This window comes from Methylobacterium sp. TK31 (assembly GCF_055361545.1).
This window is the reverse complement of record NZ_CM143964.1, coordinates 4966085-4984579: the sequence shown is the minus strand read 5'-3', so window position 1 is coordinate 4984579 and position 18495 is coordinate 4966085. Positions and strand designations below refer to the sequence as shown.

20 protein-coding genes and 1 tRNA gene are annotated in these 18495 nt (G+C 68.9%); 10 read left to right on the top strand and 11 right to left on the bottom strand.

What is annotated here, in order from left to right:
* Positions 1–77: 77 nt before the first annotated feature.
* The 5 genes from ACXJY8_RS23350 (at position 78) to ACXJY8_RS23330 (ending at position 7139) form a co-directional block, all read left to right on the top strand.
* Positions 78–782 carry a 4'-phosphopantetheinyl transferase family protein gene (locus ACXJY8_RS23350; RefSeq protein WP_463774540.1) on the top strand — a complete coding sequence of 235 codons (705 nt, stop codon included), beginning with the start codon at positions 78–80 and terminating at the stop codon, positions 780–782.
* A gap of 97 nt (positions 783–879) precedes the next feature.
* A tRNA-Pro gene (locus ACXJY8_RS23345) sits at positions 880–956 on the top strand.
* Positions 957–1306: 350 nt separating this feature from the next.
* Positions 1307–4399 carry a glycosyltransferase gene (locus tag ACXJY8_RS23340; RefSeq protein ID WP_463774538.1) on the top strand — a complete coding sequence of 1031 codons (3093 nt, stop codon included), beginning with the start codon at positions 1307–1309 and terminating at the stop codon, positions 4397–4399.
* A 313-nt stretch (positions 4400–4712) separates the two neighbouring features.
* Positions 4713–6191 carry a GumC family protein gene (locus tag ACXJY8_RS23335; protein ID WP_463774535.1) on the top strand — a complete coding sequence of 493 codons (1479 nt, stop codon included), beginning with the start codon at positions 4713–4715 and terminating at the stop codon, positions 6189–6191.
* A gap of 141 nt (positions 6192–6332) precedes the next feature.
* The gene (locus ACXJY8_RS23330) at positions 6333–7139 is read left to right on the top strand and encodes a WecB/TagA/CpsF family glycosyltransferase (protein ID WP_463774533.1); all 807 of its coding nucleotides are present in this window, start codon (positions 6333–6335) and stop codon (positions 7137–7139) included.
* 13 nt (positions 7140–7152) lie between these two features.
* On the opposite strand, the gene ACXJY8_RS23325 is transcribed toward ACXJY8_RS23330, so the two are convergent.
* From ACXJY8_RS23325 to ACXJY8_RS23305, 5 genes are all read right to left on the bottom strand, one after another.
* Positions 7153–7725: an NUDIX domain-containing protein gene (locus tag ACXJY8_RS23325; RefSeq protein ID WP_463774529.1), complete on the bottom strand. Its 573-nt coding sequence runs from the start codon at positions 7723–7725 to the stop codon at positions 7153–7155.
* Positions 7726–7795: 70 nt separating this feature from the next.
* On the bottom strand, positions 7796–8062 hold the full coding sequence (locus tag ACXJY8_RS23320) for a sulfurtransferase TusA family protein (protein WP_463774524.1): 267 nt from the start codon (positions 8060–8062) through the stop codon (positions 7796–7798).
* A 155-nt stretch (positions 8063–8217) separates the two neighbouring features.
* Positions 8218–8622 carry a hypothetical protein gene (locus tag ACXJY8_RS23315; RefSeq protein WP_463774520.1) on the bottom strand — a complete coding sequence of 135 codons (405 nt, stop codon included), beginning with the start codon at positions 8620–8622 and terminating at the stop codon, positions 8218–8220.
* Between the two features lie 155 nt (positions 8623–8777).
* Positions 8778–10145: a glutamate--cysteine ligase gene (locus ACXJY8_RS23310; RefSeq protein ID WP_463774517.1), complete on the bottom strand. Its 1368-nt coding sequence runs from the start codon at positions 10143–10145 to the stop codon at positions 8778–8780.
* 128 nt (positions 10146–10273) lie between these two features.
* Positions 10274–11026 carry a 16S rRNA (uracil(1498)-N(3))-methyltransferase gene (locus ACXJY8_RS23305; protein ID WP_463780933.1) on the bottom strand — a complete coding sequence of 251 codons (753 nt, stop codon included), beginning with the start codon at positions 11024–11026 and terminating at the stop codon, positions 10274–10276.
* A gap of 284 nt (positions 11027–11310) precedes the next feature.
* Here ACXJY8_RS23305 and ACXJY8_RS23300 point away from each other — a divergent pair, with 284 nt between their 5' ends.
* Positions 11311–11775 carry a hypothetical protein gene (locus ACXJY8_RS23300; protein ID WP_463774514.1) on the top strand — a complete coding sequence of 155 codons (465 nt, stop codon included), beginning with the start codon at positions 11311–11313 and terminating at the stop codon, positions 11773–11775.
* Positions 11776–11826: 51 nt separating this feature from the next.
* Entirely contained in the window at positions 11827–12780 is a 954-nt protein-coding gene (gene ubiA / locus ACXJY8_RS23295; RefSeq protein WP_463774511.1) for a 4-hydroxybenzoate octaprenyltransferase, read from the top strand.
* 15 nt (positions 12781–12795) lie between these two features.
* On the opposite strand, the gene ACXJY8_RS23290 is transcribed toward ubiA, so the two are convergent.
* On the bottom strand, positions 12796–13275 hold the full coding sequence (locus ACXJY8_RS23290; RefSeq protein WP_463780930.1) for a DUF6101 family protein: 480 nt from the start codon (positions 13273–13275) through the stop codon (positions 12796–12798).
* Between the two features lie 334 nt (positions 13276–13609).
* On the opposite strand from ACXJY8_RS23290, the gene ACXJY8_RS23285 reads away from it, so the two are divergent.
* A complete protein-coding gene (locus ACXJY8_RS23285) occupies positions 13610–14437 on the top strand; it encodes a 3'(2'),5'-bisphosphate nucleotidase CysQ (RefSeq protein WP_463774508.1) in 828 nt (275 codons plus the stop codon).
* Between the two features lie 129 nt (positions 14438–14566).
* On the opposite strand, the gene ACXJY8_RS23280 is transcribed toward ACXJY8_RS23285, so the two are convergent.
* Entirely contained in the window at positions 14567–14797 is a 231-nt protein-coding gene (locus ACXJY8_RS23280) for a hypothetical protein (protein ID WP_055956852.1), read from the bottom strand.
* Positions 14798–15004: 207 nt separating this feature from the next.
* Positions 15005–15214: a cold-shock protein gene (locus ACXJY8_RS23275; protein WP_055956856.1), complete on the bottom strand. Its 210-nt coding sequence runs from the start codon at positions 15212–15214 to the stop codon at positions 15005–15007.
* A 289-nt stretch (positions 15215–15503) separates the two neighbouring features.
* On the opposite strand from ACXJY8_RS23275, the gene ACXJY8_RS23270 reads away from it, so the two are divergent.
* Positions 15504–15893 carry a hypothetical protein gene (locus ACXJY8_RS23270; RefSeq protein ID WP_463774502.1) on the top strand — a complete coding sequence of 130 codons (390 nt, stop codon included), beginning with the start codon at positions 15504–15506 and terminating at the stop codon, positions 15891–15893.
* Between the two features lie 6 nt (positions 15894–15899).
* Here ACXJY8_RS23270 and ACXJY8_RS23265 read toward each other — a convergent pair whose 3' ends face one another.
* A complete protein-coding gene (locus ACXJY8_RS23265; protein ID WP_463780926.1) occupies positions 15900–16118 on the bottom strand; it encodes a hypothetical protein in 219 nt (72 codons plus the stop codon).
* 158 nt (positions 16119–16276) lie between these two features.
* Between ACXJY8_RS23265 and ACXJY8_RS23260 the strand changes: the two genes are divergently transcribed.
* Positions 16277–16852, top strand: coding sequence for a type 1 glutamine amidotransferase domain-containing protein (locus ACXJY8_RS23260; RefSeq protein WP_463774500.1), 576 nt, complete (start codon positions 16277–16279; stop codon positions 16850–16852).
* 95 nt (positions 16853–16947) lie between these two features.
* Here the strand turns inward: ACXJY8_RS23260 and ACXJY8_RS23255 are convergent, their stop codons facing one another.
* Together ACXJY8_RS23255 and ACXJY8_RS23250 are read right to left on the bottom strand one after the other, a co-directional pair.
* Positions 16948–17244 carry a hypothetical protein gene (locus ACXJY8_RS23255; protein WP_463774496.1) on the bottom strand — a complete coding sequence of 99 codons (297 nt, stop codon included), beginning with the start codon at positions 17242–17244 and terminating at the stop codon, positions 16948–16950.
* A 369-nt stretch (positions 17245–17613) separates the two neighbouring features.
* On the bottom strand, positions 17614–18465 hold the full coding sequence (locus ACXJY8_RS23250; RefSeq protein WP_463774494.1) for an NAD(P)-dependent oxidoreductase: 852 nt from the start codon (positions 18463–18465) through the stop codon (positions 17614–17616).
* Positions 18466–18495 lie beyond the last annotated feature (30 nt).

The window sequence follows — 18495 nt, the reverse complement described above, 5'->3', positions numbered from 1 at the left end:
AAACAGTTCGACCCGTCGCCGACGATCCACGACCCTCCGATCTGCTCCGTGCCGATTGGAGCGCGTCTCTTGTCGGGGTGGATCGTGAGGTTTCCGTCTGGCTGATCGATCTGACACCCGTCGCGGCCGATCAGACGAGGCTTCTCGCCTGGCTCTCGCCAGAGGAACGCGCGAGGGCCGATCGCTTCCTCCGCGTTCCGGATCGCGAGCGTTTCATTGGCAGCCATGCAGCGCTGCGGCTGATCCTGGCGCAGGCCAGCGGCCTTGCCCCGCAGGCGCTGATCTTTGAGCAGGATGCCGGCGGAAAGCCGGTTCTGACACCGTCTCAGCAGGCAGACTTCCACTTCAACCTGTCGCATTCGGGTTCCCAGGCGCTGATCGGCGTCTCGACCGTGGCTCCGATCGGGGTCGACGTGGAGGCGATCCGGCCCATCGGCGATCCGCTCGCGATCGCCCGGGCGCATTTTCATCCTGACGAGATCGCGGGCCTGATGCGCGCTTCTGGAAACCAGCTGACCACGGCGTTCTTTCGATACTGGACGCGCAAGGAGGCGGTGGTGAAAGCCCTGGGCATGGGCCTCGCGCTGCCCCTCGACAGCTTCTGCGTCACCGAACCATCCGGCGATGCGATCCGCTGGAAGGGCGCGGACCCGGCATCGCAGGGTTGGTCGCTGATCGACCTCGACGTTGGGCCGGGCGCTACCGCCGCCGTCGCGATTCCCCTACCCGGTCAGGCTTGCCACCGCTTCCGTCTGCCGAACCGCTGGCCGGATCTCGCCTGACGGCGCAGCCGCCGTACGATTTCCGCTACGGAAGCGCTTGCGGCATCCGAGAGGGCTCGCTATACGTCCGCTCGCCGGCCCAAACAGCCGGCTTTGTCGGAGTGTAGCGCAGTCTGGTAGCGCACCACGTTCGGGACGTGGGGGTCGCAGGTTCAAATCCTGCCACTCCGACCAGCTTCTCAAGGCTCTGCCTTTTCCCGAGATCTTTTGAATTCCTAGCTGTGAAATGGCTCTCGCCGGTCGGCGGGACAGGTGCTCGCGTGCCCCTGGGATGCTCATCATCGTGAACGCCGCCACGGCGCGCGATAGGTCGATCGGCCCTGGATTCCCGCTCACCGAAGATTCAGCTCTCCGCCATAGCCTCGGATCGAACCGCTTCCGGTGACACCGGTGGCGCCCAGGCGAGCGATGATCGGGGACGCGTGACGGACCGACCGGACAGATCCGTCGCGATCACCCCTCCCGATTTGGTCGCCAACCGCTTCGGCCCGCGGGCGCACGGCATCGCAGGGTGGCCCTACGCCGTGCCCGCACCCGTTCTCCCGACGCATCCCGCTCCCGGCCAGCCCTGGCCGCATCTGCGCATCCTGACCCTGATTCACGAGGAGTCCGACGCTCTCGCCGCCACGCGAGCCTCCGTGGCGGCTCAGGGATACCCGAACCTTCACCACGTTCTGATCCCACGCGCCGACGCTGCGACGCAGTTTCGCTCCATCCTCTCGGACGAGGCCTGGGACGGTCTCCTAGTGCTGCGGCCGGGTGACCTCCTGGCGCCCGGCGCCCTCGCGGCCCTGAGCCTTCAGCGCGTTCTCAGCGGGGCGGATCTGATCGTCGGCCTGCGCGTCGTCTTCGACACTGCGCCGCTCGGCCTCGATGCTCTCGCGACCCCACCGGGAAAACGGATCGATCCCGTCCCACCGGATGGGCCGCTCGCTCCCTTCACCGGCGGCGAGATCCTGCTTTCGCGGGCCGTGGTGCAACGCGCCGGAGGCCTCGATCCCGAGGCGGACCATCCGGTCGCCGCGCTCTGGCCTCGGCTCGCGCGCGAGGGCCCGCAACTGGCCCGAGTCGGCCGGCCGGTCCTGCTGCAATACGAACCGGGCCGTTCGGCGCCCCCTATGGCGCCCGGCCTCTCGGTGGCCAGCCTGACCGATCGGGGCCCTGTCGGCGGAGCCGGGATCGCTCACCGGCGCCTCGCCGATGCTCTGGTCCTGGCGGGCCACCGCGTGAGCGAGCATCGCCTCTCGTCGGAATCGCCGCCGGCTGCGGCGGAATGGGTCGATGCGTTTCCGCAGACCGAACAGGCCCTGGTGCGGGGAGGCTACGATCTCGTTCTAGCCGGAAATCTTCACGGTGCGACCCGCCGCACCACGATCCTGAACCGGCTCGGACGGACCGTTCCCATCGCGGCTGTGCTGCACGACCTGTTCCCCGTCACCGGGCGCTGCGCCTCGCCCGACGGGTGCCCGGTCATCGCCGGCGGATGCGACGCAAGCTGTCCCTCGCCGGATGCCTATCCACAGCTGGAGTCGGACCGGATCGCCGGCGTGTATGCCGAAAAGCAGGCCGTCCTCGCAGCGGTCGAGGGGCCTCTCCTGCTCGCCGCGTCCGATTGGACCGAAACCGCGGCGCGTGCGCTCGCTCCGGCCGGGACCTCGATCGCCCGGATCGATCTCGCCTTCCCCACAGGGGTCTTTCGGCCTGAACGGCGCGAGGACCTGCGCTGCAGGCTCGGCCTACCCGTCGACGAGACCCTCGTCCTGTTCGCCGCCGTCATCGCGGACGCGCCCAGCAAGGGAACGGCCGAGCTCGCCGCCATCCTTCGCCGGATCGCGCGGCCGGGGCTCCGCTTCGTCGCGGTCGGTCGCTTGGACGACCCGGCCTCCCTCGGGATTCCGAACCTCATCGCCACCGGGGCCATCGCCGACGAGGCGACGCTGGCGGCCTGGTACGGCGCCTGCGACATCGCCATCACGGCGAGCCGCCTGGAGACGTTCGGTCAGACGCCGGTGGAAGCCGGCCTGTGTGGAACACCGACGATCGCCTACCGGGCCACCGGCCTGGCCACGGCGGTGATCGACGGGATCTCCGGCCGCCTCGTGCCGCCTGAGCCCGGCGCCCTCGAAGGGGCGCTGCTTGACCTGATCGCGGACGCGCCCGAGCGTCGACGGCTGGGGTTTCTCGGGCGCATCGCCCTGGAGAGCCGTAACAGCCATGCCGCCGCCGCTTGGCGCCTGAACGACGTGCTCGTCGCGCGAGGCCTGCTGCCACCCGCAACCGCGACCGGACGCATCCGCTTCACGCCAGCGATGCTGTCCGCCTTCGCCATGGCACAGGACCCTGCGCCCGGACGGACCGGACTGGTCCCCAAGGACGCATCGCCACTCCTGCGCCTCGCCCGCCGGGCCAAGCACAGGCTCGTCGGTCGGGACATGCCGCCGTGGCTGCGCCGCCTCCTCTCCGCGACCGCCACGCTTCGCATGCGCGTATGGAAGGAGCGCCCGATGACCGGTAGCCCCCAGCGGCCAACGCGCCGCATCTATCTCGACCTGACGCACCTGCGCGGGCACGTGACCGGCATCGAGCGCGTCGCCATCGACCTGTTCACGCCGGAGTCACTGCATCCGCACCCCGTCACCGCGATCCGCGCGACGGGCATCGCCGGCATGATCGCGGCTCAGCAGATCGGCCTGCCGCTGCGGGCCCTGCGCGACCCCTCCGCCCTGTTCATCTTTCCCGGGTTTCCGCCGAGCCCGCTCGCGGCCCTGCGGCGGCGGCACTGCATCACCTATGTCCACGACACCTTCCTGCTGACCCGGCCGCAGGACCTGAGTTGGAAGAGCCGGCTCTACATGGCGCCGAGCTTCGCCTTCGCGCTGCGCCACGGCCGCTTCTTCCTCGTCAATTCCGTCACCACTGGAAACGCGGTTCGTGCCCTCTGCGCCCGCGAGGCGCGGGTCGCCCTGCTGCGGCCGGCCATCCGCGACGTGTTCGGACTGGCCGACCTGCCGGCACCTCCGGCCTACCGCCCCGGAGATCCGCTCCGTCTCCTCTGCATCGGGACGATCGAGCCGCGGAAGGACTATCCTGCGGCGATCGCCATCACCGCCGCGTTGAACGCGATGGGGATCGCGGCGGAACTCCATATCGTCGGCCGGGTCGGCTGGGGCCGGCACGCCTTCCTCACCGCGCCGCCACCCTTCCTGACGCTTCACGGCTACCTCGACGACGCGGGTCTGCGCGGACTGGCGGGCCGATGCCACCTGCTGCTCTCGACCTCCAAGGCGGAGGGTCTCGGGCTGCCACTGCTCGAAGCCCAGCATGGCGGCCTCCCCGTCGTCGCCCCGCACGGCCCCGTCTTCTCCGAGGTCCTGGCCGGCTCGGGGCTGCACATCGCGCCCTCCGCGCCGGAAGAGTCGGCGGGCGCGATCCTCGAATGGGTCGCAAGGCCGACCTTCGCGAGCGTGCCGACGGCCGCGCGCGCGAATGTGGCACGCTGGAACCACCTCGCGGCCAGGGACGCGGCCTGCTTCGCGACCTTTCTGAGGATCGGCCCCGCGGCGTACGACACAGCGAGGGACCGTCTCGTACCGCCTTCCGATCGTCGCTCCGCATGACCCATGTCGAAGTTGTGCACAGGGAAGAGATCCAAACGGGGCCGCCTAAGCAGATCGCAACATGTCCGCAGGCCTGTTCTCGACAATATCCTAGCGATTCCCGGCTTCTACGGGAGTGCCCGGGATGACCGTCTTCGTCACGCCCACCGCAGAAGGTTCGTTGGCACGTGGCGTGCGGACGGGAGGGTGTCGTTCAGGGTCCGCCAAGCTTCTGTCCCGTTTGGGAACAGGTGGGCGCTGAAATTGGGACGATGTGGCTCGAAGCGGCGAAGCAGAACCGCGCGGGTGGCGGCCAGGTCGGGAGACGAGACGGATGTTCGACTTCGGAAGGCCGGTCCACGGTGAGCCGGTGATCCTCGACAGGAAGGTTCCGGCCGAATTCGACGCCGGTGCAATCCTGCGCCATCTCCTGCGCGGCACGGGCGTGATCCTGCTCGGCGGCCTCGTGGCGGTGATCGTCGCGATCATGCTGCTGAACGTGGCGACCCCGACCTACACCGCCGTTACCCAGATCCTGGTCGATCCGGCGGACCTGCCCGTGATCGCCAACGACCTCAGCAACAGGCAGCCCCAGGCCGACAGCGGCGTCTCCATCGCCGAGAGCCAGACACGGGTGATGCAGTCCGACAGCGTTCTGCGTCGCGTGGTCGAGCGTCTCGACCTGACGCAGGACGACGAGTTCGTTCCCACCCCCTCGACCAATCCGCTGCTGCTGCGGATCAAGGCGATCCTCGGCATGGAGCCGCCGCCGGCAAGCCGCGATCCTGTCAATCTCGCTCTCGACACCTTGCGCCTGAAGCTCGGCATCCGTCGCGCGGAGCGGACCTTCGTCATCGACGTCTACGTCCAGACTCAGGACCCGGAGAAGTCCGCCCGGATCGCCAACGCCATCGCGGAGGCCTATTTCGCGGAGGACGCTGCGGCCCGTACCGAGGTGGCGCGCCGGGCCTCCGACGCTCTGACGAGCCGCCTGACCACGCTGCGCCAGGCGGTCGAGGAGACCGAGCGCAAGGTCCTGCAATATCGCACCGCGAACAAGCTCGTGACGTCGAGCGGCCGCCTGCTCAGCGACCAGCAGCTCAGCGATCTGAACCAGCAACTCGTCACCGCCACCCTGAGGACGGCGGACGCGAAGGCGCGGCTCGATCAGGCGCGCCACATGCGTACCGGCGAAGCCGGGACCGCCCTGCCGGAGATGCTGCAATCCCTCGAGATGCAGAACCTTCGGCAGCAATACGCGACGCTGTCGCGCAACACCGCGGAACTGGCTGCGCGCCTCGGCGACCGCCATCCCGCCATGGCCGACCAGTACGCGCAGCAGCGGGATCTCCAGCGCCTGATCCAGCGCGAGAAAGAGCGCATCATCGACACCTCGCAGAAGGACTACGATCGCGCCGTTACCAGCGAAGCGGCGGTGCGGCGCAGCCTGGATCGCGCTAAGACCGAGACGGCGGGCAACGATCGCGCCAATGTCGGTTTGCGCGAACTCGAGCGCGAGTTGGAGGCCCGACGCTCGATCTACGAGGCCTTCCTCCGCCGCTCGCGCGAAACCAGCGAGCAGGAGCGCCTGAACAGTTCGAACGTACGGGTCATTTCCACCGCGACGCCCCCTCGCCTCCGGACATGGCCGCCCTCTCCCAAGTTGGTCCTGCCCCTCGCCCTGCTGCTCGGCCTCGGCCTCGGAGCCGGCGCCGCACTCTGGCTCGGAACCCGCCGGGACCGGCGCATCGCCCGGCCCCCCAGGCCGAGCGCGCCGACGGGGGCTCGCAGCTTTCGAGCAGTCGATGCCTGACAGGTTTCCCGTCCGCCGTTTCCTAGACCGCTCCCTTCACACCCCGCCCGAGCCGGCCTTCCCTAACCCGGGGCGGGCGGGCTTCGGGGTCCCGTCGCGCACCCCTTCCGTCGGCACGGGACGAGTTTCAAAGGCGATGACATGAGCGTCCGCTTGTTCGACATCACGTTCACGCCCGGTTCGGCCGCCGACATCCTCGCGACTGCGGCCCGCCGGCCGGCGACGCAGCCGCGCATGATCGTCACCGCGAATCTCGACCACATCGTCACGCTGTCGGAGAACGCGGCCTTCCGAAAGGCTTACGACGGCGCGGTCGCCCATACGCTGGATGGCACGCCCCTCGTCTGGCTGGCACGGCTCTGCGGGGCCCGGTCGGCGCGGCGGGTCACCGGTCACGACCTCGTGGCGGCGGCCTTCGCCGCGCCTTGGCCCGCCGGACGGCAGATCTTCCTCGTCTGCTCGTCCGAGGCCGTTGGACTGCGGCTCACCGAGCGCTTGAGGTCGGAGGGCGCCCCGCGCGCCTCGATCAGCTTCGTCGTGCCGCCCTTCGGCTTCGAGAACGATGAGGCCTATGGAGCGCAGCTCTGTGCCGCGGTGCGCGCCCACGGCACGACGCTCCTCGTCTTCGGAGTCGGCGCGCCGCGCTCGGAGATCTGGGTCGACCGACAGGGCACCAAGCTCGGCACTCCCGTCGTGCTCGCCGTCGGCGAGGCCCTCAACGTCGCGGCGGGGCTGGTGCCCCGCGCGCCGGCCCTGATGCAGCGCGTCGGTCTCGAATGGTTCTTCCGGTTCTGGCACGCCCCGCACCGGCTCTTCGGCCGCTACTTCGTGCGGTCCTGGGGCCTGATCGGAATCGTTCTGCGCCGCGCTCTGTACCGCAAGCCCAAGCGCCGGCCCCAGGCCGCGCGGTCCAGACCCGACGGACGCCGCGCGCCCGACACCCCCTGAGGTGTCGGCAGGATCAGGCCGCCGCGAACAGGTGCGGGTGCCGCACTCGGAGCGTCAGGATCAGCGCCAGCGTCTTGATGTCGGTGACTTCGCCGCGGTCGGTCATGGCCGCGAGTTCGCCCAGAGGCATCTCCCGCACGGTGATGTCCTCATGTTCGCCGAGCAGGCCGCCGCCGGGTCCGACCCGGTCGGGCGCCTCGTAGGCCGCCAGGAACAGGTCGATCTGCTCGGTCGAGATTCCTGGCATGCTCCAGGCGCAGGCTACGGATTCCAGCACGCCGAGACGAACCCCGGTCTCCTCGTAGGCCTCGCGCCGTGCGCCCTCCTCCGGCTCCGATTCGTCGAGCAGGCCCGCAGGCACCTCCAGGACGGAGGTGGCCCCCGCCGCATAGAAAGCCGGGGTCCGGAACTGCTCGACCAGCAACGCGACCCGCCGCGTCGGATCGTAGGGCAGAACCGCGGCAGCCCGTCCGTGATCCTCGATCTCGCGCGCCAGGCGTGTGCCGTCGGGCATCGTCACTTCGGCGACGAGAAACCGGCTCCAGCCGTCATGCACGATCCGGGTGCCGCGAATAATCGGCGCCATTCTGCTCTCCCCCGTCGGGCCGCCGAAGCCGTGGCGACCGGATGGCGCGGACTAACAGGGCGTTGGCGCATCAATGAGGCGTGGAGCGCGTGTTTTCGGCAACGGTCCCGGGGATTGTGAAGTTTCGACGGATCGCGAAGGTCAGGACGCTCGCATCCCGGTCCTGCCGGACGAGGGTGTCGCCCTCCTCCCGCACCAGGTGCGGAATGTCGATCACCGCCATCGGATCGGTGCAGGTCACAACCAGGAGGGTGCCGGGCGGAAGCTGCCGCAGCGCCTTGCGGGTCCGCAGAGCCGGCAAAGGGCATTTCAAACCGGTGAGGTCGAGATAGGTCACCTCGCTGGTCTCGTCAGTCATCGATATCGCGTCCCGAGTCTCGTCTACCGACGATGACCTATCATGGCGACGCAAAAAATCCCGCCGGAGGATTCAACCACCGACGGGATCTCGAAGGCCGGATCGGGGCGCCCATGGCGCCCCAAAATCGCGGATCAGTAGCCGTAGCCGTAGGCGGGATAGCCGTAGCCATAACCGTAGGACGGGGCGGCGTAGTAGCCATAGGCCGGCGCACCGTAGCCATAGCCGTAACCAGTCCCGACATAGCCGCGATCGTAGTAGCCGTAACGGGGCGCCTGGCTGGCCGCGATGGCGCCGCCGATGATGCCGAGGGCCGCACCAGCCGCAAGGGCGCCGCCGACGCCGGGTCCGCGACGGTAACCGCCGTAATAGCCGCGGCCGTAGCCGCCGCGGTAACGAACGGTCTCGACGGTCGCGCCGCCGCCGACCTGGGCCGCGCTCAGAGCGGGCATCGGGGCGGCCTGGGCGGCGGTGAAGGAACCGGCCGAGAGGCCGATGGCGGTGGTGCCCGCGAGGGCGAGAGACAAGATGCGCGACATGCGAGCGTTCTCCGTCACAGGTTCGAATATTCCTGGAAACGGTGAAGTTGGCGATCCGTTCCAGAATCGCCACAGTCAAGCTCCGGCTGCGCGTGCCTTCAAGCACATCCAGGTGTTCAGGACATTATGTCCCCGGTTTCGACGATCCGGCAGCTCTAGAAGATGCATTCCGTGAAGGCCGGCTCCACCGAGCGCTGCCAGCGCCCCTCATAATTGGCAAGGCGCTCCTCGGCGAGGGAGCGCCCGGCCGCCACGATGGCCTCGAGCGGTTGCAGGAAGTGGGTCTCGTCCCGGCCTTGCCCATCCCGCCGCGCCCGGGCGGCGAGTCCGGCACGGGCGATCGTCAGCGCCTCCGCCGCCACCGCCCCGAGCGGTCGCCCGGCGATGCGGGCCGCGAGACCGAGCCGGGGCACGGTGGCCCGCAGGCCTTCGCGATCGCAGGCGTTCCAGCCCTTCGCGATGTCCCAGGCCGCGGCCTGCGAGGCCTCGTCGTAGAGCAGACCGACCCAGAAGGCTGCCTGTGCGGCGATCATCGCCGGACCGCCCACGTCGGAGCCGCGCATCTCGATGAATCGCTTGAGCCGAACCTCGGGGAAGGCGGTGGAGGCGTGATTGGCCCAATCCGACACCGTGGCGCGTTCGCCCGGCAGCGCGGCGAGGCGGCCGGCCATCAGATCGCGGAAGGAGGCCCCGGAGACGTCGTGGTAGGTTTCGCCCCGCTTGACGAAGTACATCGGCATGTCGAGCAGCCAGTCCACGTAGGACTCGTAGCCGAAGCCGTCCTCGAAGGCGCGCGGCAGCATGCCGGTACGGTCGCCGTCCGTGTCGCGCCAGATCTCGGACCGGCGGGAGAGGAAGCCGTTGGGGCGCCCGTCGGTGAAGGGCGAGTTGGCGAAGAGCGCAGTGGCCACCGGCTGCAGCGCCAGGGCGACGCGCATCTTGGCGACCATGTCGGCCTCGGAAGCGAAATCGAGGTTCACCTGGACGGTGGCGGTGCGCAGCATCATGTCGAGGCCGAGGCTACCGACCTTGGGCATATAGCCCGCCATGATCTTGTAGCGGCTCTTCGGCATCACGGGGGTTTCCTCCCGTGTCCATTTCGGGCTCATGCCCAGATCGAGGAAACCGATGCCCAGGCCGTCCGCGACCCGGGCCGTCGCGTCGAGATGCGCGCGCAGCTCGGCCGCGGTCGCGTGCACGTCGGCGAGCGGCGCGCCGGAGAGCTCGAACTGTCCGCCGGGCTCCAGGGAGATGGCGCCACCCTCGGCACCGGCGAGGCCGATCAGGTGCCCGGCATCCTCGATCGCCTCCCAGCCGGTCTCGCGCCCGAGCCCCTCGAGGAGTGCCCGGATGCCCTTCTCACCCGCATAGGGGACCGGACGATTCCCATCGCGGTAGAATGGTACCTTCTCGTGCTCGGTGCCGATGGCGAAGCGCGCACGCGGCTTCTCGCCCTCCGCGAACCAAGCGATGAGTTCGTCCCGCGTGGTCAGGGGCGTTGTGTCGGACGTATCGCGCGCCATGCGCTGCCTCTTCAGGAAGGTCTTTCAGGGGAGAGGCGCACCGGACCGCAGCGGCGTGGCCCCTTCAATCGGGTCAACGCGCCTCATAGGCCAGCGGGCCCGCGCGAACAACGCGGCCTTGGACGACCTCAGCGGGCGTCGCCGAGCACGGCCTGAACCAGGGCCAGGACCGTCACGGCCGCCGTATCGGCGCGCAGGATGCGCGGCCCGAGGGAGAGCGCCACCGTGTTCGGGCGCTCCCGGATCAGCGCGCGTTCCTCCGGAGCGAACCCGCCTTCCGGCCCGACCAGCACCGCAAGCGGCGGCGGGGCCGCCGGATCCGCCGCCTGCCGCAGCGCGAGAACGGGATCGGAGACCGGCGCGTCCTCATCGCAGAAGACCAGCAGGCGCAAAGGGTTGAGCTCGGTGAGCGCAGCCGGGAGCTTCGCGGCGTCCCGGATTTCCGGAAGATCAAGGATGCCGCATTGCTCCGCCGCCTCGATGGCGTTGGCCCGCAGACGGTCGAGGTTCAGACGCTCGCTCTGGGTGTAGCGGGTCAGGACCGGCCGGAGGGTGCCGGCCCCCATCTCCACGGCCTTCTGCGCCATATAGTCCAGGCGTGCCGTCTTCAGCGGAGCGAACAGGTAGTGGAGATCGGCGCGCGCGGGCTGCTGGCGTGTGCGCTCCCGCACGATCAGGTCGGCGCTCTTGCGCCCGGTCGGGGCAATCTCGGCCCGCCACTCCCCGTCCCGTCCGTTGAACAGGAGGACCGGATCGGCAGGCCCGCGCCGCAGGACGTTGAGGAGATAGTTCGCCTGCGCCCGATCCAGGGGCAGCGTCGCGCCAGCAGCGAGATCGGCCTCGACGAAGAGACGCGGGGCGGTGAAGTCGTAAGCGGCCATGGTCCGCGTCGTCGCGTGGGGTATCCCGGCTGTCAACGCCGTGGGCTCAAAGCGGATCGGCTGATGCAAAGCCGCAACAGGCGGCGACATTGCGCCGGAAATACACGCCGGAATGCCGCCCGGCGTTTGCGGCTCGAAAGACGCCACATTCCTATGCCGAAACAAAGCCAAGACCAGCGTGCGCCGGATACCGGACGCATCCGGGCACGAATCAGGCCATTCCGCATCCGATCGAGGGGTCACCCCCATCGGATCGCGGATGGAGGGAGAAAGGATCTCGAGGCATGTCGTTCAAGACCATCGCGGTGCTGGCCGCCGCCATCGCCGGCACCGCGCTCTCCGGCAGCCAGGCCTTCGCCCAGGGCGCCGAGTGCGGCGAGATTCAGCAGACGCTCCAGGCCCGCAAGGATCTGATCGGCAAGGCCAACGCCGCCTCGAACTCGAAGAAGAAGATGACGCCGGCCGAGGCCTGCGCGCTGTTCGGCAAGCTCCAGGCCAACGGCGCCGCCGGCCTCAAGTGGATCACCGCAAACAAGGAGTGGTGCTCGATCCCGGATTCCTTCGCGGAAGGCTTCAAGGCCGATCACGTCAAGGTGTCGGGCATCAAGACCAAGGTCTGCGGCGTCGCCGCCCAGGCCTCGAAGATGGAAGCCCAGGCTCGCGCCCAGGCCCAGAACGGCGGCGGCGGTGGTCTGCTCGGCGGCCCCGGCCTCACCGGCAGCCTGAAGATGCCACAGGGCGCTCTCTGATCCTGTGCTGATGCTCGCACGGACGAGTCGGTCCATCGCGCCCACCCGTCCATGGACGGCGTGAGCCCCCCGAACGCGGACCGCCGCGTCGTCGATGCGGTGGCCGGACATTGGGTCGACCGGATCGCGCCGCGCTGGGCGCGGCCTTACCTGCGCCTCGCCCGCATCGACCGCCCGATCGGCTGGTGGCTCCTGTTGCTGCCGTGCTGGTGGTCGGCCTCCCTCGCGGCCATCCGGTCCGGTGCTGCTTTCCCCGATCCGGTCCATCTAATTCTGTTCTTCGTCGGCGCCGTCGCCATGCGTGGTGCGGGCTCGACCTACAACGACATCGCCGACCGCGACCTCGACGCACAGGTGGAGCGCACCCGCTCGCGACCTTTGCCCTCCGGGCAGATCCGCGCGCGCCACGCGGCACTCTTCCTAGTGGCGCAGGCCCTGCTCGGCCTCGCGGTGCTGCTGCAGTTCAACGGCACCGCCATCGCGGTCGGCATCGCCTCCCTCGTGCCGGTGGCGATCTATCCCTTCATGAAACGCGTCATGCCGGTGCCGCAGGCGGTCCTCGGCCTCGCTTTCGCGTGGGGCGCGCTGATGGGATGGGTCGCGGTCTTCGCGCACCTCGATGCGCCCGCCCTGCTGCTCTACGCAGGCACCATCGCCTGGGTGATCGGCTACGACACGATCTACGCCGTGCAGGACATCGAGGACGACGAGATCGCCGGCATCCGTTCCTCGGCCCGCTTCTTCGGTCGCCGGATGCGGGGGGCGATCGGATTGTGCTACGGCGCCAGCGTCGCCTTCATCGCGCTGGCCGCCTTCCTGGCAGGCGCCGGCCCCGTGGGCCTTCTGGGCGTCGCCCTGTTCGCGGCCCATCTCGGGCGGCAGGTGCTGCAACTCGACACGCGCGACGGACGCGGTGCCCTCCATCTCTTCCGCTCCAACCGGGAAGCGGGCCTGATCCTGTTCATGGGCCTGGCAGCGGATGCCGCCGTGAAGCAGATCCTTTAGGTCTCGTGGCCCGGCTCAGCAGCGTGCGCCCGAGATGATCTCGCTTTCGCCGCGATGAATCAGCGGGCGCACCGGCAGCGCACCGGTCTTGCGGCGGACGAGGAAGCGCGGGCGGCGGCCGTTGAGGAGGCCGTGACGACGGCGGGTCCGGGTCCGGCCCAGAGCCACCGGTCCGAGCTGGTTCGAGACGCCGGCGAGTTCGCCGTCCTCCTTGACGATCATCCGCGGCAGGCCAGACTTCGCGGAAACGTCGCGCCAATGCGCCACCACCTCGTCCTCGCAGAACGGTCCGAGGCGGGTGACGACCCGGCCGGCGGCATCGACGAGGAGCAGATCGAAGCGGTCTTCGCCGCAGGCATCCGAATCATCTTCGGCGAAGGCGAGGGCCACCCCGGCCGGCCGGCCGGGCCCTTCGCGGTCGATCACCGGAAGACGGGACACCGCGAGGGTCGGGACAGTGCCGACGAAGGAGGCATCCGCCGACATGTCGTTCATGTTCGCGAAAGTGTTCATGGCTCGTACACCCTGTTGGCGCCGGCAACCTCTATGGGTCACCCGTCTATGACAAGCAGATTTGCGTCTAACCTCCTCAGACCAGCTTAAGAGTGAGCGTTAAGCGAGTATGGACAAGCCTGAAGCAGACGGAATGCTCAACGCTTCCTTGCTTCATTCCACGAGATTTGCCCGTATCGACATCTGCGTCGCTCTGCTTGTGACAACCCACCCGGCACCGTACAACGAAGGTCGCGCCGCCCTCCAGGCATCCATGCCGGGGCGACGGGCTCTTCAACAAGCGCCCAGCCAGACCTCCAGACCCGTATGGAGACGCATGTCCGATCCGATCGCCCCGGAAGCCGCGTACGCCCTCGTTCCCGCCCTGCGCGAGACGATCCGCGAAGCGGCCGCCCTCGCCCTGCCGTTCTACAAGGCGGGGGGACAGACGGGCGCGCGGGTCTGGTCGAAGGCCGGCGGGTCTCCGGTGACCGAGGCCGACGTCGCGGTGGACACCTTCCTGAAAGTCCGCCTCAGCGCGATGCTGCCGCGGGCCGCTTGGCTCTCGGAGGAGACCAGCGACAATCCGGTGCGCCTCGATGCCGGCCTGGTCTGGATCGTCGATCCCATCGATGGAACGCGCGCCTTCATGTCGGGGCATCCCGACTGGTCGATCGCCGTGGCCCTCCTCTCGGCGGGGCAGCCGATCCTTGGCTTCGTCCACGCACCCGTGACCGACACCTTCTATGAGGCGATTGCCGGCGCAGGCGCGACCCGCAACGGGCAGGCCATCGCCGTCTCTGGCCAGGAAGCCGTCGAGGGCGCACGGGTCACTGGCCCGAAGCCGATGATGGACCGCCTTGCCCGGGGCGCCGGCGCGCACGGGCAGCAGGTCGATCTCGTCACGGTCGAGCGAGTGCCGTCCCTGGCTCTGCGGGTCGCGCGGGTCGCCGAGGGCTCCATCGATATCGGATTGGTCTCGCCCCATGCCCGGGACTGGGATCTGGCCGGCGCCGACCTGATCCTGCGCGAGGCGGGCGGCACGGTCAGCGACCTGCAGGGACGCCCCACGACCTACAATCGCCCGGACCCGGTCCATGGGGAACTCGTCGCGGTCTCCAAGGGCCTGCATGACGATGTTGTCGCCGCGCTGGCGCCGCGCTGAGCCTGACTTAGGCTGCCGTCGCGACGGTTCGGATACAGGAAAGCCCGACACCTGGGCGCCGGGCTCGACCTTGATATCGGTTCGATGATGAGATGCGATCCGCCCCGACAGAATCAGGGCGGCGTCGGATCAGTGATGCTCGCGCAGGGCGATCGCCTCTGGGGCCATGCCGAACCGCTCGGCCAGATGCCAGCGCAGTTCGCGCGGCGAATGGTAGTTGTAGGAGGTATCGATGAGGTGGCTGAGGTCGACGGTCTTGGCTTCGTGAGCCATGGTCTGCTTCAGGTGACCCACCTTGAAGGTCGCCGCATCAGTGACGGGCGAACGGACGCCGCGGCGTCGGGTGTATTCAAACAACATATTTTTCTTGTGTGCTTTCAAAACGTGCAGATTTTGCGTGCAATGTCTCGGACGGTTCAGGCTCGACGAGCCATGGGCGTCGTTGGAGTTGCGGGACTTGCCGGAGCTTCGACCCCATCTCCCCAGAAGGGTGTCGGTCGCCGGCGGCGGAGGCTTCGTCGAAGCCATTCGGGGTGACGCCAGCCCAGGGGGCTGGCGCCGGGAGCGTCAGGCCGCCTGGAGGTTACCAGCCGAGTCCTTGCCGCTGCGCTTGTCGGTCTGGATCTCGTAGGAGATCTTCTGACCTTCAATGAGGTTGCGCATGCCAGCGCGCTCGACCGCGGAGATGTGAACGAACACATCCTTGCCGCCGTCGTCAGGCTGAATGAAGCCGTAGCCCTTGGTCTCGTTGAACCACTTTACAGTGCCGGTATTCACGAAATAGATCCTCGTATCGTTCGTCGATCAACAGCGTGCGTCTACTCGACGCAAGCGGCGGATCCTCTTCGGTAGGCCTGACGGAATCAGCAGGACGTGAGACGCTTGCGGTACAAGATCCCAGCTCACCGATACCCGCTATCACCCATGTAGTCCCATCATGCGGCCGCAACAAGGCGTCCTACCCCACCGAAACGACGGCGGCGTGGCTCGCCCGCGACGGCAGACCCGGTGTCATTCGCGGGGGCGACCGCATATAAGAGTTCCTGAACAAGCGGTTAGGCGATCCATGGCGGGCATCTCGGTTTCCCTCGAAGGGGCGAACATCCAGCTTTCCTTTCAGAAGGACGATCAGGCCACAGCGGTGGTGATGGATGCCCGCGCGGCGCGCGCCCTTGTGCGCGCGGTGGGCCAGCTTCTCACCGCCATCGACGAGCCAGACGATACCGACCTGTCGGAAGATATGAGCGACGAGGAGATCGCGATGCTGGACGTGACGTCCTCCGCGATCGAAGTCGGCACCGACGAGAAGGGCCAAGCCGTGGTGGCGCTGCAGGCGGGTGCCCTGCCCCCGTTCCAGCTCCGCCTGACGGACGAAGAGGCCCGTCACGTGGCGACGAGCCTCTCCGAAATCCTGAGTGCACCGCGCGACGTGCGCGCATCGCACGGCGATCACTGATCCGCGCTACATCCGAACGCCGGGGTCGGTCGGACCGCCCGGCAGGTAATCCGGTTCAGACCCGGGGCCGGCCGGCTCGTCGATGCCCGGATCGTTGACCGGATAGGGCGTGCGCGGCCCTGTCGGCCCGATATCGGGCTGCTCGTCGGGCGGTGGCGGTGCCGGCAGATCACCGGGAATTCCACCCGGCAGCGGCTCGGGGATCGGCAGGCCGGGATTGGCCATCTCGTGGTTGGCCATGCGAAGCCTCCTGTCTGTCTGAGGGATGTGCGGACCAACACCGGCGAATGCGGCCGGGTTCCCGCGCACGCTGGGCCCGTGGGGAACCTGCGTCCGGCAGGACCTGTTCAGTGCCGTACCCTCAGAAATTCCGGAGAATTCCCATGTCTGACATCGGACAGGCCAAGGTGTTGATCGTCGCCACCGATGGCTTCGAGGAGACCGAACTCACCGTTCCGCAGAGCAAGCTCAAGGAAGCCGGAGCGACCGTCCACGTCGCCGCGCCGCAATCCCGCACGGCCAAGGAATCCATCCGCGGCTGGGACAAGACCGATTGGGGCAAGAACGTCGCCGTCGACAAGGACCTCGAGTCGATCTCACCCGAGGACTACGACGCCCTCGTCCTCCCAGGCGGTCAGATCAACCCGGACAAGCTGCGCCTGGAGCCGAAGGCCCTCGAGGTAATCCGCAGCTTCCTGGAATCCGGCAAGGTGGTGGCCGCCATCTGCCACGCGCCGTGGCTCCTGATCGAGGTAGGAGCCGCGAAGGGGCGCCGGATGACCTCGTTCGCGTCGATCCGGACGGACGTCGTGAATGCGGGTGCGGAGTGGAAGGACGAGGCGGTCGTCACCGACCAGGGGCTCATCACAAGCCGAAACCCCGGCGATCTCGACGTCTTCTGCGCCAAGATCATCGAGGAGATTCAGAAAGGCAAGCACGGCAGCCGCGCGGCAGCCTGATCGGTCCGAAGGCCCGTCGCTGATCGGCGCACGCCCGGGGCCCGGGCGTGCGAACCAGCCGGCTCGATTCATCGCGATGTTCCAGGCGCCGTGTCCTAGCGCTTGGCGACCGCCTTCTGCACCTTCGCCTTCTCCGGCGACGCGCCGGCGAAGAGCTCCGAAAGGTGACGCTGGTCCAAGGTCTTGGCGAAGTCCGGGACCGGCTCGGAGACCGCCGCGGGCTCGGCCCGCCGCGGCGTGATCGATCCGGTGGTGACGGGGTCCGCAAGGTCCGCCTGGGCGCGGAGCGGAGAGGTCGGCTCGCGCTGCAGGCGCAAGGTCCAGTGAGCGGCGGTGGAGAGCGCAGCGACCGCGAGGATCGCCTTGATGCCACCCGTCAGGAGGCGTCTCATAGTGGTCAGGCCCGAAACTACGCGGTGGCAGGCGACCGGTTCCCCGGCCGACACCCACACTTGCCCAGGATCCTTAACGACGGCGATCGGGGCGATGGCGGCCTCCGTCCCACAATGGGACGAAGCCGATGAGGTGGGCCATGCGCCAAGGCAGCGGTTCCTGTTCCCCGCGTCCTTGACACGCCTGTCGCCACCCGGCCCACTAGGCCTCACAGGAACCCCGCAGAGAACTGGTCCGCACGGTCCCGTCACGACAGACCCCGCCGCCATGCCAAGCCCGAGAGGGTTCGCGAAACCATCGGGCGCCTCGGCAGCAGGGACCGCCGATGTAGGCGGCGGAGGCTGAGCCGGCAACCGGCATCGCTCGCGTTATGACGGCTGCGACGATCCGCACGCGGCCGCGAAGGCCAGGAGGCGGGCGCGGTCGCCCGCCTCGTCCGCCCCGGACAGGCGCGCGTAGAGGTCGGCCGCGCCGGCGAAGACCTGGCGCCCGGCGACATCGTCACCGAGGAACGCGGCGATCTCGTGCATCTCGGCGACCCAGCGCTGGGCTTTGGGCAGCATGTCGGGCAGGCCGCGGGCGAAGCGCGCGAGGAGAGCCGGCTCGGTTTCGGCGAGTTCTGCCCGCAGGGCCTCGCCGGCCCCCGCCCGTTCGGCCCCCAGCACCATGAGGGCGGCCAGGGCCGTGAGGCCCTTGTTGATGCCCGCATAGGCCATCTTCAGGCCCGAGGCCGCGCCGATACCACCGGAATGCGTCCTGAGGTCGACACCGAGGTCGCGTAGAGGTCGCGCCGATTCGACGGCGTCGCCCGACACGTGGAGGCGCGGACCGGGGGTGCCGGGCTTCGGCGGCAGGCCGATGATCGCAGCGTCGAGGAAGGCCGCCCCGGTGGGCGCGACGATCCCGGCGATGCGTCGGACCGTCTCGACGTCCACCGCGTTGCAATCGACGTAGACGGGCTTGCGGGCCGCCGCCGAGAGGATCGGCACCAGGGAGATCGCGAGCGTCTCGGCGTCGGCCGGCGGGACGATGGCGAGCAGGAGGTCGGCGCGCATCAGGCCGGGCAAGTCGGTCTCGGTCATGCCGGCGGCGAATGCGCGGACCCGGGTCGCCGCGCTGCGGCCGTCGAGGACGGTCAGGACCTCGGCGCCGTTCGCGGTGAGGCGTGCGGCGAGCGCACTCCCCATCGCGCCGGCGGCTAGGATGGCGATCGTGGTCATGCGCAGGCCCCCTCCGAAGCGCGAACGGCC